17 protein-coding genes and 1 other annotated feature are annotated in these 16,229 nt (G+C 50.0%); of the genes, 13 read left to right on the top strand and 4 right to left on the bottom strand.

Annotated elements, in window-relative coordinates; genetic code table 11:
- Positions 1 to 376 precede the first annotated feature (376 nt).
- From htpX to ihfA, 12 genes are all read left to right on the top strand, one after another.
- On the top strand, positions 377 to 1,261 hold the full coding sequence (htpX, locus tag Dpoa2040_RS14310) for a protease HtpX (RefSeq protein ID WP_042870740.1): 885 nt from the start codon (positions 377 to 379) through the stop codon (positions 1,259 to 1,261).
- A gap of 239 nt (positions 1,262 to 1,500) precedes the next feature.
- On the top strand, positions 1,501 to 2,667 hold the full coding sequence (ogl, locus tag Dpoa2040_RS14305; protein WP_042870736.1) for an oligogalacturonate lyase: 1,167 nt from the start codon (positions 1,501 to 1,503) through the stop codon (positions 2,665 to 2,667).
- A 289-nt stretch (positions 2,668 to 2,956) separates the two neighbouring features.
- Positions 2,957 to 3,748 (top strand): DNA-binding transcriptional regulator KdgR, encoded by a 792-nt coding sequence (kdgR, locus tag Dpoa2040_RS14300; RefSeq protein ID WP_042870733.1) that lies wholly within the window; start codon positions 2,957 to 2,959, stop codon positions 3,746 to 3,748.
- A 168-nt stretch (positions 3,749 to 3,916) separates the two neighbouring features.
- Positions 3,917 to 4,210, top strand: a complete 294-nt coding sequence (locus tag Dpoa2040_RS14295; protein WP_168641684.1) for a YebO family protein — start codon at positions 3,917 to 3,919, stop codon at positions 4,208 to 4,210.
- Positions 4,211 to 4,541: 331 nt separating this feature from the next.
- Positions 4,542 to 6,470 (top strand): threonine--tRNA ligase, encoded by a 1,929-nt coding sequence (thrS, locus tag Dpoa2040_RS14290; protein WP_168641683.1) that lies wholly within the window; start codon positions 4,542 to 4,544, stop codon positions 6,468 to 6,470.
- A gap of 3 nt (positions 6,471 to 6,473) precedes the next feature.
- On the top strand, positions 6,474 to 7,016 hold the full coding sequence (gene infC, locus Dpoa2040_RS14285; RefSeq protein WP_071604303.1) for a translation initiation factor IF-3: 543 nt from the start codon (positions 6,474 to 6,476) through the stop codon (positions 7,014 to 7,016).
- 96 nt (positions 7,017 to 7,112) lie between these two features.
- Positions 7,113 to 7,310: a 50S ribosomal protein L35 gene (rpmI, locus tag Dpoa2040_RS14280; protein WP_012769670.1), complete on the top strand. Its 198-nt coding sequence runs from the start codon at positions 7,113 to 7,115 to the stop codon at positions 7,308 to 7,310.
- Positions 7,311 to 7,353: 43 nt separating this feature from the next.
- Entirely contained in the window at positions 7,354 to 7,710 is a 357-nt protein-coding gene (gene rplT, locus Dpoa2040_RS14275; protein ID WP_012769671.1) for a 50S ribosomal protein L20, read from the top strand.
- Between the two features lie 159 nt (positions 7,711 to 7,869).
- Positions 7,870 to 7,993 (top strand) — a sequence feature (Phe leader region).
- Positions 7,875 to 7,919, top strand: a complete 45-nt coding sequence (gene pheM, locus Dpoa2040_RS14270; RefSeq protein ID WP_128569815.1) for a pheST operon leader peptide PheM — start codon at positions 7,875 to 7,877, stop codon at positions 7,917 to 7,919. (Overlaps the previous feature by 45 nt.)
- A 104-nt stretch (positions 7,994 to 8,097) precedes the next feature.
- Positions 8,098 to 9,081, top strand: coding sequence for a phenylalanine--tRNA ligase subunit alpha (gene pheS / locus Dpoa2040_RS14265; protein ID WP_168641682.1), 984 nt, complete (start codon positions 8,098 to 8,100; stop codon positions 9,079 to 9,081).
- 15 nt (positions 9,082 to 9,096) lie between these two features.
- Entirely contained in the window at positions 9,097 to 11,484 is a 2,388-nt protein-coding gene (gene pheT, locus Dpoa2040_RS14260; RefSeq protein ID WP_168641681.1) for a phenylalanine--tRNA ligase subunit beta, read from the top strand.
- A 3-nt stretch (positions 11,485 to 11,487) separates the two neighbouring features.
- On the top strand, positions 11,488 to 11,787 hold the full coding sequence (ihfA, locus tag Dpoa2040_RS14255; protein ID WP_042870720.1) for an integration host factor subunit alpha: 300 nt from the start codon (positions 11,488 to 11,490) through the stop codon (positions 11,785 to 11,787).
- Between the two features lie 19 nt (positions 11,788 to 11,806).
- On the opposite strand, the gene Dpoa2040_RS14250 is transcribed toward ihfA, so the two are convergent.
- The 3 genes from Dpoa2040_RS14250 to nadE all read right to left on the bottom strand — a co-directional run bounded on the left by Dpoa2040_RS14250 (position 11,807) and on the right by nadE (position 14,115).
- Complete coding sequence (locus Dpoa2040_RS14250) at positions 11,807 to 12,214, bottom strand: nitrous oxide-stimulated promoter family protein (protein WP_042870718.1); 408 nt, start codon at positions 12,212 to 12,214, stop codon at positions 11,807 to 11,809.
- A gap of 74 nt (positions 12,215 to 12,288) precedes the next feature.
- Positions 12,289 to 13,173 (bottom strand): aromatic amino acid DMT transporter YddG, encoded by an 885-nt coding sequence (yddG, locus tag Dpoa2040_RS14245; protein ID WP_210423965.1) that lies wholly within the window; start codon positions 13,171 to 13,173, stop codon positions 12,289 to 12,291.
- A gap of 117 nt (positions 13,174 to 13,290) precedes the next feature.
- Positions 13,291 to 14,115, bottom strand: coding sequence for an ammonia-dependent NAD(+) synthetase (nadE, locus tag Dpoa2040_RS14240; RefSeq protein ID WP_042870717.1), 825 nt, complete (start codon positions 14,113 to 14,115; stop codon positions 13,291 to 13,293).
- 222 nt (positions 14,116 to 14,337) lie between these two features.
- Between nadE and osmE the strand changes: the two genes are divergently transcribed.
- Entirely contained in the window at positions 14,338 to 14,667 is a 330-nt protein-coding gene (gene osmE / locus Dpoa2040_RS14235) for an osmotically-inducible lipoprotein OsmE (RefSeq protein WP_168641680.1), read from the top strand.
- A 61-nt stretch (positions 14,668 to 14,728) separates the two neighbouring features.
- On the opposite strand, the gene Dpoa2040_RS14230 is transcribed toward osmE, so the two are convergent.
- Entirely contained in the window at positions 14,729 to 16,120 is a 1,392-nt protein-coding gene (locus tag Dpoa2040_RS14230; RefSeq protein ID WP_168641679.1) for an L-cystine transporter, read from the bottom strand.
- Between the last annotated feature and the right edge of the window lie 109 nt (positions 16,121 to 16,229).

Below are 16,229 nucleotides of genomic sequence, written 5' to 3'. Positions count from 1 at the left end.
GAGTATGCCATTAACCGGGAGGTTTTTTGGCATTTATCACACCCGTCTGATAATGTTGTGACGGATATCTCAAATATTAAACTTTATATTTAATTACATTTTTATCTGCGAATATGCCAGTCATTTTCCTTGTTTCCTACGCCATGTCATTAGATTCCCTGCCGCTGTGATGCTGGCGGAACGCCTGTTTTCATTGATGGTGCTGCGTTCCTTGTTTCATCTTTCATTCAGAATACTCACCATAAAAGTGTAAAGTTGTGTTAATTTGGTAACGAAAGGGTTATGGATGCTTGAAAATGGCAGCGCAACCCATACGATGTGAGTGTTGCAAATACTTTTGTTGCTTTTGCTGAATAATAGAGGATATCTGAATCATATGATGCGTATTGCGCTTTTCCTGCTCACCAACCTGGCGGTGATGGTGGTATTCGGACTGGTGCTCAGTCTGACGGGAGTTCAGCACAACAGCATGGCGGGCTTGATTATCATGGCTGGCGTGTTTGGGTTCGGCGGATCGATAATTTCGCTATTGATGTCTAAATGGATGGCGCTGCGTTCAGTCGGTGGTGAGGTGATTGAACAGCCGCGTAATGAAACCGAACACTGGCTGCTGGAGACAGTGCGCGCTCAGTCTCAGCAGGTGGGAATCGCTATGCCGCAGGTCGCTATCTATCATGCGCCGGATATTAATGCGTTCGCGACAGGCGCTCGTCGTGACAGTTCGTTGGTTGCAGTCAGTACCGGTCTGTTGCAGAACATGAGCCGGGATGAGGCAGAAGCGGTTATTGCTCACGAAATCAGTCATATTGCTAACGGTGACATGGTCACGATGACGTTGGTGCAGGGAGTGGTGAACACCTTTGTAATCTTTATTTCCCGTATTATCGCACAAATTGTTACCAGCTTTCTTTCCGGTAATCGTGATGATAGCGAAGAGAGCAGTAATGGCAATCCACTGATTTATATGGCAGTTTCTATGGTACTGGAGTTGGTGTTTGGTATCCTCGCCAGTATTATCACCATGTGGTTTTCGCGTTATCGTGAGTTCCATGCTGATGCCGGTTCGGCGAAGCTGGTTGGCCGTGAGAAGATGATTGCTGCATTACAGCGACTGAAAACCAGTTATGAACCGCAGGAAGCAAGCAGCATGATGGCATTCTGCATTAACGGTAAATCCAAGTCCCTCAGCGAATTGTTTCTGTCGCATCCGCCGCTGGATAAACGTATTGAAGCGTTGCGTGCAGGCGAGTACCTCAAATAATCATATGACTACGTTAGTTGCAAAGGCCCTGCGGGGCCTTTGTTTTTTCTCGTGGATAATCTGATATTTTGCTGCTGCCAGTAAAAAAAGAAAGAATGTTTTATAAAATAAAATCACGATCACGGAAAAATGAAACGTTGTTTCTACAATGCCAGTATAATAAGGCGATTGATCGGGATGACCGGTATCTTTCATCCTGAGTCGTCTGATTTTTCACGATAAGCGCTAAGGATTTACAGATGGCCAAAGGTAAAAAGCTTTCTTTTACGTTCCATACTTACCAGGATTCAGTCACTGGCACCGAAGTGGTGCGTCTCACTCCGCCTGATGTCATCTGCCACCGCAACTACTTCTATCAGAAGTGTTTTTCCAACGATGGCAGCAAACTGCTGTTTGGTGGCGCCTTTGATGGGCCGTGGAACTATTATTTATTGGACCTTAAGACCCAGCAGGCGACGCAGTTGACCGAAGGGGCCGGCGATAACACGTTTGGTGGCTTTCTATCTCCGGATGACGATGCGCTTTACTATGTGAAGAATGTTCGTAATCTGATGCGCGTTGACCTGAACACACTGGAGGAAACCAATATTTATCAGGTGCCGGATGATTGGGTTGGGTACGGTACCTGGGTTGCTAACTCTGATTGTACCAAGATGGTTGGTATTGAGATTAAGAAAGAGGACTGGAAGCCACTGACAGACTGGAAAAAATTCCAGGAATTCTATTTTACTAACCCATGTTGCCGTTTGATTCGCATCGATCTGAAAACCGGCGAAGCCACCACTATTCTGCAGGAAAAACAATGGCTGGGTCACCCCATTTATCGTCCCGGCGATGATAATACCGTGGCTTTTTGTCATGAAGGGCCGCATGATCTGGTTGATGCTCGCATGTGGTTTATCAATGAAGACGGCTCCAATATGCGTAAGGTGAAAGACCATGCACCAGGTGAAAGCTGTACCCATGAGTTCTGGGTACCGAATGGTTCTGCGCTGGCCTATGTTTCTTATCTGAAAGGTAGCACCAATCGGTTTATTTGCAGTGTTGATCCTGTCTCGTTGGAAAATCGTCAACTAACGGAAATGCCGCCGTGTTCTCACTTGATGAGTAATTATGATGGTACGCTGATGGTCGGGGATGGCTGTAATGCGCCGGTGGATGTAAAAGATGACGGTGGTTACAAGATTGAAAACGATCCTTTCCTGTATGTGTTCAACATGAAAACAGGGAAACATTTCCAGGTTGCGCAACACAACACCTCCTGGGAAGTTTTGGAAGGCGACCGCCAGGTTACGCATCCGCATCCATCGTTCACGCCGGATGATAAACATATCCTGTTTACGTCTGACGTCGATGGCAAACCCGCATTGTATCTGGCAAAGGTACCTGATTCGGTTTGGCAATAACAGTCCTGCAACCGTGCCTGTCAAAGGTGCGGTTTTTTCACTTTTATACCCCAAATAATTCGAGTTGCAGAACAACACGCTAGCGTGTTGGGCAACGCCCCTGCAACTTGAAGTATGACGGGTATAGAATAATTATTAACCGGGCAGCTCCATTGTTGCCGTGGTTAATATTTGATCGTGTTTTCAGTTGTAGTAATGCTTGATTGCCATATTCAAAGCGTTCCCTTTATACTAAAACAAGTGTTCTATTTTTTTTAAAACAAAAATACTGAGTAGGGTGACCACAAAAATGGCTATTGCAGATTTAGATAAACAACCCGATTCCGTGTCATCAGTCTTAAAGGTTTTTGGTATTTTACAGGCATTGGGCGAAGAGCGTGAAATTGGCATTACGGAACTTTCACAGCGTGTGATGATGTCTAAAAGTACGGTTTATCGTTTCCTGCAGACGATGAAATCTCTGGGGTATGTTGCCCAGGAAGGTGAATCAGAGAAATACTCGCTGACGCTGAAATTGTTTGAATTGGGTGCTAAAGCGCTGCAAAACGTTGATCTTATCCGCAGTGCAGATATTCAGATGCGGGAATTGTCGGCGTTAACGCGTGAAACCATTCATCTCGGTGCGTTGGATGAAGACAGTATCGTCTATATCCATAAAATCGACTCTATGTATAACCTGCGTATGTATTCCCGTATTGGTCGCCGGAATCCGCTACACAGCACGGCAATTGGCAAAGTGCTGTTAGCCTGGCGTGACCGTGAAGAGGTCAAAGAAATTCTGTCTCATGTGGAATTCAAGCGTAGTACTATACACACTATCGGAAATACGGAAGAGTTATTGCCCCTGCTTGACCTGGTGTGCCAGCAGGGATATGGCGAAGACAACGAAGAGCAGGAAGAAGGCTTGCGTTGTATCGCTGTTCCGGTATTTGATCGTTTCGGTGTGGTGATCGCCGGCCTGAGTATTTCTTTCCCGACGATCCGTTTCTCGGAAGAAAATAAGCATGAGTATGTAGCCATGCTGCATACGGCGGCACGCAATATTTCTGATCAAATGGGATATCACGATTACCCATTCTGAAATTGGAATATTTTGGCCGCATTCCGGCTATTAGCCTGTCTCGGCGACAGGCTTTTTTATGAGCTAAACCCGGCATCCAGACGATGAATTGCGGTATGACTGTCGAATTGTCTGGTGGCACAGTGCTAGAATGCGCGCCTGAGTCAGGTTACGTAACAGGTTTTAGACATGAGTAGTTTTGCTTCAGACATGCTGGAAGTGGTTTTTGTCGCACTCATTGTGCTGCTGGTGATTCTGGTGTGGTTTTTTATCAATCGCGCCAGTGTGAGGGCCAATGAACAGATCATGCTGCTGCATGAAATTGTTGAACAACAGAAACAGCAAATTGCGTTATTGCAATCTTTGGTGCCGGTGACAGAGCCGATCCAGCAAGCCGAACCTCTGCTTGAGCAACCCGTACCGACGGAAACCAAAGAAAGCGAAGTTGATGTGTTGTTTAAAGACATGATCCCTGAGCGGTAACTGATCCATGTATCCTGGTATTTCTGTCGAAGAGCGCAGATTAATAGACTATCCCATATCTTACCTACGGTGTTCGCCGCTTGTATTTCTGCCGCCTGTTTTGGCCTGATGGGTGGCATCCCCCGGAGCATGGTGCTACTCTACGCCGTCAGGTTAGCGTGGCTCATCTTGCTGAATTGCACGATGACTGTCGCCATGATGCCTGCAACAGGATGGGATTGATTTAACAATTGTGGGTTAAATCCTTTTCCTCCGACCATCTAAATCAAACGCAATTATCGTTTGCACGTGGGCTTTCGTGTGGCTCACCACTGCAAATAAGGGAATTTACATGCCTGTTATTACGCTTCCTGACGGCAGCCAGCGTCATTATGACCACGCCGTTTCTCCTCTTGATGTCGCACTGGATATCGGGCCTGGCCTGGCGAAAGCGTGTATCGCCGGTCGGGTTAATGGTGAGTTGGTTGACGCTGTCGATGTCATTGAATCTGATGCGCAACTGTCAATCATCACTGCCAAAGATGAAGAAGGGATGGAAATTATTCGCCATTCCTGCGCACATTTGCTGGGACATGCTATCAAGCAATTGTGGCCGGATACCAAAATGGCGATTGGTCCGGTGATCGACAACGGTTTCTATTATGACGTCGATCTGGATCGCACCCTGACGCAGGAAGATTTGGAACTGCTTGAAAAGCGGATGCATGAGCTGGCGAGCAAAGATTACGACGTTATCAAGAAAAAAGTCAGCTGGCAGGAAGCGCGTGATACGTTTACGGCACGTGGCGAAAGCTACAAAGTGGCGATTCTTGATGAAAATATCAGCCATGATGATCGCCCTGGGTTGTACCATCACGAAGAATATATCGATATGTGCCGTGGTCCGCACGTACCTAACATGCGTTTCTGCCATCATTTTAAACTGCAAAAGACCTCCGGTGCCTACTGGCGCGGTGACAGCAAAAACAAAATGCTGCAGCGTATTTATGGCACTGCCTGGGCAGATAAAAAACAGCTGAGCGCCTATCTGCAACGCCTTGAAGAAGCCGCCAAGCGCGATCATCGTAAAATCGGTAAGCAACTAGACCTGTATCATATGCAGGAAGAAGCGCCGGGTATGGTGTTCTGGCACAACGATGGCTGGACGATTTTCCGCGAGCTGGAAGCTTTTGTACGCATGAAGCTCAAAGAGTACCAGTATCAGGAAGTCAAAGGTCCGTTCATGATGGACCGCGTGCTGTGGGAAAAAACCGGGCACTGGGAAAACTATAAAGAGGCCATGTTCACGACGTCATCTGAGAACCGTGAATATTGCGTCAAACCGATGAACTGCCCAGGACATGTGCAGATCTTCAATCAGGGGCTGAAATCTTACCGCGACCTGCCATTGCGTATGGCGGAATTCGGTAGCTGCCACCGCAATGAACCGTCAGGTTCCCTGCACGGTCTGATGCGTGTACGCGGCTTTACGCAGGATGACGCCCATATCTTCTGTACCGAAGAGCAGGTGCGTGATGAGGTAAACAGCTGCATCAAGATGGTGTACGACATGTACAGCACCTTCGGTTTCGAGAAGATCGTGGTGAAACTGTCCACGCGTCCTGAAAAACGTATCGGCAGCGATGACATGTGGGACCGGGCTGAAGAAGACCTTGCTGCTGCATTGACTGAAAACGCTATTCCGTTTGAGTATCAACCGGGTGAGGGGGCGTTCTACGGGCCGAAAATCGAATTTACGTTGCATGATTGTCTGGATCGCGCCTGGCAGTGCGGCACGGTACAGTTGGACTTCTCGTTGCCAGGCCGTTTGAGTGCATCCTATGTCGGCGAGAACAACGAGCGTCAGGTCCCCGTCATGATTCACCGGGCGATACTTGGGTCGATGGAGCGCTTTATCGGGATTTTGACCGAAGAGTTTGCCGGTTTCTTCCCAACCTGGTTGGCACCGGTACAGGCGGTGGTGATGAATATCACTGATAGTCAGTCTGATTATGTCAGCGAATTGACAAGAAAATTGCAGGATGCGGGCATTCGCGTTAAAGCGGACTTGAGAAATGAGAAGATAGGCTTTAAAATCCGCGAGCACACTTTACGGCGTGTTCCCTATATGCTTGTTTGTGGCGATAAAGAGGTAGAGGCTGGCAAAGTAGCTGTTCGTACCCGCCGCGGCAAGGACTTGGGAAGCATGGACGTCAGTGAAGTAATCACGAAGCTGCAGGAAGAAATTCGCAGCCGTAGTCTTCATCAGTTGGAGGAATAAGGTATTAAAGGCGGAAAACGAGTTCAACCGGCGCGTCCTAATCGCATCAACAGAGAAATTCGCGCACAAGAGGTACGTCTGACGGGCGTTGATGGCGAACAGATCGGTATTGTCAGCCTGAATGAAGCGTTAGAGAAAGCTGAGGAAGCAGGTGTTGATTTAGTTGAAATCAGCCCGAACGCCGAGCCGCCGGTTTGCCGAATCATGGATTACGGCAAGTTCCTCTATGAGAAGAGTAAGGCTACTAAAGAGCAGAAAAAGAAACAAAAAGTTATTCAGGTCAAGGAAATTAAATTCCGGCCTGGTACCGATGATGGCGACTATCAGGTCAAACTACGCAACCTGATTCGCTTTCTGGAAGATGGTGACAAAGCCAAAATCACACTGCGTTTCCGTGGTCGTGAAATGGCTCACCAGCAGATCGGCATCGAAATGCTTAATCGCATTCGTGATGATCTGAATGAATTGTCTGTCGTCGAGTCGTTCCCTACCAAGATCGAAGGGCGTCAGATGATTATGGTGCTGGCACCGAAGAAGAAACAGTAAGGCATTCAAGTAACACACTCCGCGCTGCCTTCGCGTAGCGCGGTTTTTGTTCGCCTTATCTGATTCATTGTTTAACAATGCGAAGTGGAAATAACAATGCCAAAGATTAAAACTGTACGTGGCGCCGCTAAACGCTTCAAGAAAACCGCCAGCGGTGGTTTCAAGCGTAAGCATGCTAACCTGCGTCATATTCTGACCAAAAAAGCGACTAAACGTAAACGTCACCTGCGTCCAAAAGCCATGGTTTCCAAAGGCGATCTGGGCCTGGTTGCAGCATGTCTGCCTTACGCATAAGTAACTTTTTTTAACTCAGAATTAAGACTTTAGGAGAGAGCATATGGCTCGCGTAAAACGTGGTGTGGTTGCTCGTGCACGTCACAAAAAGATCCTGAAACAAGCGAAAGGTTACTACGGTGCCCGTTCGCGCGTTTATCGTGTTGCCTTCCAGGCAGTAATCAAAGCTGGTCAGTACGCTTACCGTGACCGTCGTCAGCGTAAGCGTCAGTTCCGCCAGCTGTGGATTGCACGTATCAATGCAGCAGCCCGCCAGAATGGCTTGTCTTACAGCAAATTCATCAATGGCCTGAAAAAAGCCTCTGTTGAAATTGACCGTAAGATTCTGGCTGACATCGCCGTATTCGACAAAGTAGCGTTCAGCGCGCTGGTTGAAAAAGCGAAATCAGCTCTGGCGTAAGTCAGATGAGAGAGGGAGCTTGTCTCCCTCTTTTCGTCTCTGATGCCAGTTGATAGCGGATAATGTTCCTCAATCGCGGATGAAAAGCTTTCAGAATGAGCGAAATTGGTATATTGTCAACAGGTTAGCCAGGCAACGACGACGACAAATAAGGTAACGCAAGTATGAATTCTGCTATTTTCCGTTTCTTTTTTTACTTTAGCGCCTGAAATTCGGGGGCTTTGCGCGTAAGAACAGAAACGAAAAGTAGCGCCTAAGCCTCCTCTGTGGAGGCTTTTTTATTGGTTCAGATATCTGAATCCATAGATCTAGTAACGTTTGGCGTACTGAAAATCGTATCTTTCCAATCATGATTGTCGGCCATACAGGCAGAAGAAGAGGAATGCAATGCAACATCTCGCAGAACTGGTTGCTAAAGCCAGAGCAGCCATAGAACAGGCTGGAGACGTCGCCGCACTGGAAAATGTGCGCGTTGAGTTTCTGGGCAAAAAAGGTCACTTAACCCTTCAGATGACCTCGCTGCGCGAGCTGCCTGCTGAAGAACGTCCTGCCGCTGGGGCGGTTATCAATCAGGCGAAACAGGAAGTACAGGATGCCCTGAATGCGCGTAAGCAGACGCTGGAAAGTGCTGAACTGAATGCTCGACTGGCAGCAGAAACCATTGATGTCTCATTGCCGGGTAGAACCATGGAGAATGGTGGTCTGCATCCGATTACTCGTACTATCGAGCGCATTGAATCCTTCTTTGGCGAACTGGGCTTTGCCGTAGCGTCAGGTCCGGAAATCGAAGACGACTACCATAACTTCGATGCGCTGAATATTCCGGGCCACCATCCGGCGCGTGCCGATCATGACACCTTCTGGTTCGATGCTGCCCGCTTGCTGCGTACGCAGACTTCCGGTGTGCAGATTCGCACCATGAAAAAACAGCCGCCGCCGATTCGCATCATCGCGCCAGGACGTGTTTACCGTAACGATTATGATCAGACGCATACCCCGATGTTCCATCAGATGGAAGGGCTGATCGTGGATAAAAACATCAGCTTCACCAACTTAAAGGGAACGTTGCACGATTTCCTGCGCAATTTCTTTGAGGAAGATTTGCAGGTGCGTTTCCGCCCGTCCTACTTCCCGTTTACTGAACCCTCAGCTGAAGTGGATGTGATGGGTAAAAACGGCAAATGGCTTGAAGTGCTGGGATGCGGCATGGTGCATCCAAACGTGTTGCGTAATGTCGGCATCGACCCGGAAGTGTATTCCGGTTTTGCGTTCGGTATGGGGATGGAACGCCTGACCATGCTGCGCTACGGCGTGACGGATTTACGCGCCTTCTTCGAAAACGATTTACGCTTCCTCAAACAGTTTAAATAAGGCAGGAATATCAAGATGAAATTCAGTGAACTCTGGTTACGGGAATGGGTTAACCCAGCTATCAGCAGCGATGCCTTATCTGAACAAATTACCATGGCAGGCCTGGAAGTGGATGGCGTTGAACCGGTAGCTGGCGCGTTCCATGGTGTGGTCGTCGGGGAAGTAGTGGAGTGCGCACAGCATCCGAATGCGGATAAATTGCGTGTGACTAAAGTCAACGTGGGCGGTGAACGATTGCTGGATATCGTCTGCGGCGCGCCTAATTGCCGGCAGGGACTTAAAGTCGCGGTGGCGACTGTAGGGGCGGTTTTGCCGGGCGATTTCAAGATCAAGGCGGCTAAGTTGCGTGGTGAACCGTCTGAAGGGATGTTGTGCTCTTTCTCCGAACTGGGCATTTCCGACGATCACAGCGGGATTATCGAATTACCGTCCGATGCACCGTTAGGCACTGATATCCGCGAATACCTGAAACTCGATGACAATACCATTGAGATCAGCGTGACGCCGAACCGTGCTGATTGCCTCGGCATTTTGGGTGTCGCTCGTGACGTTGCGGTACTGAATGAACTGGTGTTGACCGCACCGGCGATTGAACCAGTGGCTGCGACTATTGCCGACCGTTTCCCGATTCAGGTGGAAGCGAGCGAAGCGTGCCCACGCTATCTGGGCCGGGTGGTTAAGGGTATCAACGTCAAGGCGGCTACGCCGCTGTGGATGCGCGAAAAACTGCGTCGCTGCGGCATTCGCTCCATCGATCCTGTAGTGGATGTGACCAACTACGTGTTGTTGGAGCTGGGACAGCCGATGCACGCGTTTGATCTCAGCCGTCTTGAAGGTGGCGTTGTGGTGCGCATGGCGAAGGAGGGGGAAACCCTGCGCCTGCTGGACGGTACTGACGCGACCCTGAGTGCCGATACGTTGGTGATTGCCGATCATCAGAAAGCACTGGCTATGGGCGGCATCTTCGGCGGCGAACATTCTGGTGTGAATGGTGAAACGCAGGATGTACTGCTGGAATGTGCTTATTTTAATCCGCTGTCGATCACCGGGCGTGCACGCCGCTACGGTTTGCACACTGATGCATCGCATCGTTATGAACGTGGCGTTGACCCGGCATTGCAGCATCTGGCGATTGAACGTGCAACCCGCCTGTTACTGGATATTTGCGGCGGTGATGCCGGCCCGGTAGTGGACGTGACCAGTGAGAAAGATTTGCCGGCCCGTGCAACAATCGCGTTACGCCGTGACAAGCTGGATCGGTTGATCGGTCATGTGATTTCCGACGATAAAGTCAGCGATATTCTTAATCGCCTGGGGTGCCAGGTAACCAAAACCGCCGATGGCTGGCAGGCGCTGGCGCCGAGCTGGCGTTTCGATATGGCTATCGAGGAAGATTTGGTGGAAGAGGTCGCCCGTGTTTACGGCTACAACAACATTCCGAATATTCCTACTCATGCGCCGCTGAAGATGACGCAACATCGCGAAGCAGACCTCACACTTAAACGTGTGAAAACGCTGCTGGTGGATCGCGGTTTTCAGGAAGCGATCACATACAGCTTCGTTGACCCTAAAATTCAGTCGCTGATTCATCCCGGTGAAGAGGCGTTGATTCTGCCGAGCCCGATTTCGGTAGAAATGTCCGCTATGCGCCTGTCTCTGTGGAGTGGGTTGTTGGGGGCTGTGGTATACAACCAGAATCGTCAGCAAAGCCGCCTGCGCTTGTTTGAGAGCGGTCTGCGCTTTGTTCCGGATCAGAATGCCGATTTAGGCGTGCGTCAGGAAACCATGCTGGCGGGGGTGATTACGGGAACTCGCTACGAAGAACATTGGGATCTGGCGCGCCAGACGGTTGACTTCTATGATTTAAAAGGCGATTTGGAAGCTGTATTGGCATTGACCGGGAAACTGTCTGCGCTTGAGTTTCGGGCTGAAAGTCATTCCGCGCTGCATCCAGGACAAGCTGCGGCCATTTATCTGGCAGATGAGCGCATCGGCTATATCGGTGTGATTCACCCGGAATTGGAGCGCAAACTGGACCTGAATGGGCGTACCGTAGTGTTTGAAGTACTGTGGGACAAGGTTGCTGAGCGCGTGGTGCCTGAGGCCGCAGATATTTCCCGTTTCCCGGCGAATCGCCGTGATATTGCTGTCGTGGTGGCTGAAAGCGTGCCTGCGGGCGACGTTTTGGCTGAATGCAAGAAAGTTGGCGCAAATCAGCTAGTTGGCGTAAACTTATTTGACGTGTACCGGGGCAAGGGCGTAGCTGAAGGATATAAGAGTCTGGCTATTAGTCTGGTATTGCAGGATACCGCTCGTACACTGGCAGAAGAGGAAATTGCTGCTACCGTTGCGCAATGCGTAGCAGCACTAAAACAGCGATTCCAAGCATCCTTGAGGGATTAACCTATGGCGCTTACTAAAGCTGAAATGTCTGAATACCTGTTTGAAAAGCTTGGGCTCAGCAAACGGGATGCCAAAGAGCTCGTCGAGTTGTTTTTCGAAGAAGTTCGACGCGCTCTGGAAAATGGTGAACAGGTCAAGTTGTCGGGGTTTGGCAATTTTGATTTGCGAGACAAAAACCAGCGCCCAGGGCGCAACCCAAAAACCGGCCAGGATATTCCGATTACCGCTCGCCGGGTTGTCACGTTCCGTCCAGGGCAGAAATTGAAGAGTCGGGTGGAGAACGCCTCACCCAAAGTGTCGTGATTTGACAAAAAAGGCCGCATTAGCGGCCTTTTTCTTTTATGGAATCGTCTGAAAGTGGAGTGGACGGTTCTGCCATTTTTCTTGCGCACGGACGTTGCGGCACGGCAGGCACGGGTTTGCGATCATCCAGCAGGTGTCGGATAGCCAATATCGGATGGTACAGCAGCATTCTGGGACCAGCCCAGCGCATAACGGCTTTGATGGCTTCCCGCTTGGCGGGCTGATAGCAATGGATCTGGCACTGCTTGCAGGCTGGTTTGCTGTCTCCGTAATAGCACTTTTGCAGCCGGTTCAATGCGTAATCCTGTAGCCTGACATAATAATCCGCATCATCAGCAGGGGCTGGAAATGCCCGTTCATACAATGTGATCATTGCCTGAATGGTAAGGCTTTCCCGGTGAATCCGTTTGCCGGAGGAAGAGGACATCGTGGCACTCCCATGACGATTTTTAAATCGCATGATATATGCAATTTAATGTGAAAACCTTGTCCTGAAGCAGCTTAACGTGTGGCCAACCAGGACAACAGTGACCCCAGTGTTACCATGACTACACCTTGCCAGAAAGCGAGTGTAGGGGGAGTTTGCAGCCAGATTGCGGCCATCAGTGTCGTCAGTACTGGCGTAAAGTAAGACGCTGTGGCCAGTAACGTCATGTTACCGCGCTGAATACCCGTATCCCACGCGGCATAGGCCAGCGCGGTTGAGCCACCGATGAACAACAACTCCAGCAGGGTTCGTGCCGAAAAGGCGAAAACCGGAGCATCACTGAGCAGATATTGTCCCCACAATACGGCGGCAGTGGTGATGAAAAACAACAGTATGCCGCTTTTTCCATTGCCGAAACGGCGTGAGATATTGCAGTAAAGTGCCCAGACCAGCGCGGCGATCAGCGCCATGCTATAGGCCAGCGGATTGGCACTGATGTTTTGCCACATCTGTGCAGGCGTCCAGTCGCCATTGCCTTTCAGAATCCATAGAATCCCGGTTATCGATAAGGCAAGGCCTGGCCACAACCACAACCGGCTTTTTTGTTGGTTAATAAAGAGTGAGAACAGAATAGTCAGGCAGGGCCACAGATAATTGATCATCCCCAGCTCCATCGCCTGCATTCGGTTTTGTGCCAGCCCAATCGACAACGAGAAGCAAATTTCGTAGCTGACAAACAAAGCACCGCCGAGCAGCAGGTAAATCCTGGCATGGGAACGAAAGGTGGGACGATGTCCGACCAGCAGCAGGCAGAGCGCGCTGGTGGTATAAATCATAGCAGCGCCGCCTAACGCGCCCAGTGCTTCAGTCAGGCTGCGAATCAGACCAACCGAGGTACTCCAGAGTATGATCGCCAGCAGTCCGGCCAGTGTGGCGCGATAAGGGGTTATGAGTATCATCAATGATTATTGGCTATGGCGTTATGGGAAAACAGACAGATGCCGGATGGCATCTGTCTGAAGGGATTAAAGCTATAACAGGGATTAAAGCTGCAACACGGTTATCAACGCAAAAGATTACCGCCAGAAATCGTCAAAGACGGTAATAGGCGGTCGGCGTTTGTGCTCGGTTTTACGATACCAGCTTTCGATAATGGCGGCATCGATGGGATCAAGCTGTTTGCCTTCCAGATAATCGTCGATTTTTTCGTAGGTGATACCCAGCGCGACCTCATCCGGCAGAGAGGGGCGATCATCCTCCAGGTCTGCTGTTGGTGCCTTGGTGTAAAGGTGAGATGGGCAACCCAGCAGGCTGAGCAAGGCTTTTCCCTGTCGTTTGTTGAGGCGGAAAATCGGATTGATGTCAGTACCGCCATCACCGTATTTGGTGAAAAAGCCGGTGACGGCTTCTGCTGCGTGATCGGTACCTACAACCAGACCGGCGTTCATGCCTGCGATACTGTACTGGGCTTTCATGCGCTCGCGTGCTTTTTCATTGCCCTTAACGAAGTCAGACAATTCAATGCCGATGGCGCGCAGCGTCGCTTCACTGGCATCCACCGCCGGTTTGATGTTAACAGTTAGCACCTGATCCGGCTGGATAAATTGGATGGCGTCCTGACAGTCTTGTTCATCAGCCTGTACGCCATACGGCAAACGCACTGCGATGAACCGGTACTCGGCTTTGCCTGTTTCCTGGCGCAATTCGGTGATCGCTGTCTGGCATAGTTTGCCCGTCAGCGTTGAATCCTGCCCGCCACTGAGTCCCAGAACCAGGCTTTTGACGAATGGGTGTGCTTTCAGATAATTCTTTAAAAAATCAACACTCACCCGAACTTCCTGCGCCGGATCGATGGTGCTTTTCACCCCTAGCGCCTGAATGATTTCTCTTTGTAATGACATCTCCACCCCCTGAACTTATTGATGTGCCAGAACAATTGTTCACATCGCCAGAGAGTAACGTTAATTCCGATGGAACAAAAGAACAATAAGAAGCCGGTGGTTTTACATCACACCGGGGGGCTTTTTCGTCAACGAGTAGTCTGTTGAATGACAACCATTGATTTGAAAAAACCGTTGCGGCTGTCTAGTCTTAGCAACACCGATAGCGAATGAGGTAATAGCATGAAGAAAAAACGTTTATTCATGTGTATCGCTGCAAGTGCACTGCTGCTTTCCGGGTGTATGGTTTATGATCGTGCAGAGAATTTCTTCACTAAACCTGTAGTGAAGGATGTGAAAAAAGGCATGAGCCAGCAGGAAGTGAATCGGATTGCCGGACCCGCATCGACGCAAGCCACAATGCTTCATGCACGGGGAACCTGTAATACCTATGTGTTAGGCACTCATGACGGTAAGATTCAGTACTACTTCGTCAGCTTTGATGAAACAGGTCATGTGTTGAACAAGGGATTCCAGAGTTGTCAGGAATACGACACCAATCCAAAATTCTGACTGAAAATAGAAATGCCGGAGTGGGAAACTGCTCCGGCATTTTTTATGACTGATAAGGGAACTAACGATGCGTTAACGCCGCATCATCATCCCGGTTGAACACTGCTTTATCGGTCTGTTTTAACCACTGGCTGGTAAGGGTGCCGGCTGTCATCGAGCCGCTGACATTGAGTGCAGTGCGGCCCATATCAATGAGCGGTTCAATTGAAATCAGCAACGCGACCAGCGTCACCGGCAAACCCATGGCCGGCAGGACAATCAACGCGGCGAAGGTGGCACCACCACCAACACCCGCCACACCGGCTGAGCTGAGGGTCACAATACCTGCCAGAGTGGCAATCCACATCGGGTCCCACGGATTGATGCCTACCGTTGGCGCAACCATGACCGCCAGCATCGCGGGGTACAATCCGGCGCAGCCGTTCTGGCCGATGGTAGTGCCAAAGGAGGCGGCAAAGCTGGCGATGGATTCCGGCACGCCGATACGGCGTGTCTGGGCTTCGATATTCAGCGGAATGGTAGCGGCGCTGGAGCGGCTGGTGAAGGCAAAACTCAGCACTGGCCAGACCTTGCGATAGAAACGGGCCGGGTTTACGCCAGCCAGCGCCAGCAACAGGGCATGAACGCCAAACATTAATGCCAAACCAAGGTAGGACGCCACGACAAAGCTGCCGAGTTTGAGGATGTCCTGCAGGTTGGAACTGGCGACCATTTTGGTCATCAGCGCCATAACGCCATAAGGCGTGAGACGCATGACCAGACGAACCAGCTTCATCACCCAGGATTGCAGCGTATCAATAGCCGTTAATACACGCTCGCCTTTTACCGCATCGTCCTTCAGCAACTGAAGGGCGGCAATGCCGAGAAACGCGGCGAAAATCACTACGCTGATGATCGAGGTTGGGTTAGCACCGGTCAGGTCGGCAAACGGATTTTTAGGGATAAACGACAGCAGCAGCTGTGGTACGTTCAGGTCTGCAACTTTGCCGACATAACTACTTTGAATTGCAGATAACCGGGCGGTTTCCTGTGCACCCTGTATCAACCCTGATGCGGTAAGCCCAAACAGATTGGTCACAAAGATACCGATTAAGGCGGCGATAAGCGTAGTAAACAGCAAGGTGCCAAGCGCAAGCAGACTGATTTTCCCCAGTGATGAGGCGTTATGCAGTCGGGCGACTGAGTTGAGAATGGATACAAATACCAGCGGCATTACAATCATCTGTAGCAGTTGCACATAGCCATTGCCGACGATGTTGAACCAGGAGATAGATTGTTTGACGACAGGATTGTCATCGCCATAAATCAGATGTAATACCAGACCGAACAGAACGCCGGTAAGCAGACCCAGCAGCACTTTTCTGGACAGGCTCCAGCTTTTATTACCGCCATACCCTAGTGTGAAAAGCAGTACAGCAAACACAACTACATTTATTATCAGGGGAATATTCATCCCACGACTCCTTTTTTAATGACCATGGCCGCCACGGTTAATAAAGAAACGTGACCAGCGTAGTCGTAGCATAACAGGTCTGCTATATCGCAGTTATATAGAGATGAAG

The sequence above is a fragment of the Dickeya sp. CFBP 2040 genome (assembly GCF_012273755.1).
GTDB classification, from domain to species: domain Bacteria; phylum Pseudomonadota; class Gammaproteobacteria; order Enterobacterales; family Enterobacteriaceae; genus Dickeya; species Dickeya poaceiphila.
Note: the sequence above shows the minus strand (reverse complement) of the source record. Positions and strands in the feature narration are given on the sequence as shown.

Bases quoted from the DNA above. Each gene is read 5' to 3' on its own strand.
- ihfA (WP_042870720.1), top strand. From the start codon at position 11,488: ATGGCGCTTACTAAAGCTGAAATGTCTGAATACCTGTTTGAAAAGCTT.
- yddG (WP_210423965.1), bottom strand. From the start codon at position 13,173: ATGATACTCATAACCCCTTATCGCGCCACACTGGCCGGACTGCTGGCG.
- kdgR (WP_042870733.1), top strand. From the start codon at position 2,957: ATGGCTATTGCAGATTTAGATAAACAACCCGATTCCGTGTCATCAGTC.
- Dpoa2040_RS14230 (WP_168641679.1), bottom strand. From the start codon at position 16,120: ATGAATATTCCCCTGATAATAAATGTAGTTGTGTTTGCTGTACTGCTT.
- rplT (WP_012769671.1), top strand. From the start codon at position 7,354: ATGGCTCGCGTAAAACGTGGTGTGGTTGCTCGTGCACGTCACAAAAAG.
- rpmI (WP_012769670.1), top strand. From the start codon at position 7,113: ATGCCAAAGATTAAAACTGTACGTGGCGCCGCTAAACGCTTCAAGAAA.
- htpX (WP_042870740.1), top strand. From the start codon at position 377: ATGATGCGTATTGCGCTTTTCCTGCTCACCAACCTGGCGGTGATGGTG.
- thrS (WP_168641683.1), top strand. From the start codon at position 4,542: ATGCCTGTTATTACGCTTCCTGACGGCAGCCAGCGTCATTATGACCAC.
- ogl (WP_042870736.1), top strand. From the start codon at position 1,501: ATGGCCAAAGGTAAAAAGCTTTCTTTTACGTTCCATACTTACCAGGAT.
- osmE (WP_168641680.1), top strand. From the start codon at position 14,338: ATGAAGAAAAAACGTTTATTCATGTGTATCGCTGCAAGTGCACTGCTG.
- pheT (WP_168641681.1), top strand. From the start codon at position 9,097: ATGAAATTCAGTGAACTCTGGTTACGGGAATGGGTTAACCCAGCTATC.
- pheS (WP_168641682.1), top strand. From the start codon at position 8,098: ATGCAACATCTCGCAGAACTGGTTGCTAAAGCCAGAGCAGCCATAGAA.
- nadE (WP_042870717.1), bottom strand. From the start codon at position 14,115: ATGTCATTACAAAGAGAAATCATTCAGGCGCTAGGGGTGAAAAGCACC.
- Dpoa2040_RS14250 (WP_042870718.1), bottom strand. From the start codon at position 12,214: ATGTCCTCTTCCTCCGGCAAACGGATTCACCGGGAAAGCCTTACCATT.
- Dpoa2040_RS14295 (WP_168641684.1), top strand. From the start codon at position 3,917: ATGAGTAGTTTTGCTTCAGACATGCTGGAAGTGGTTTTTGTCGCACTC.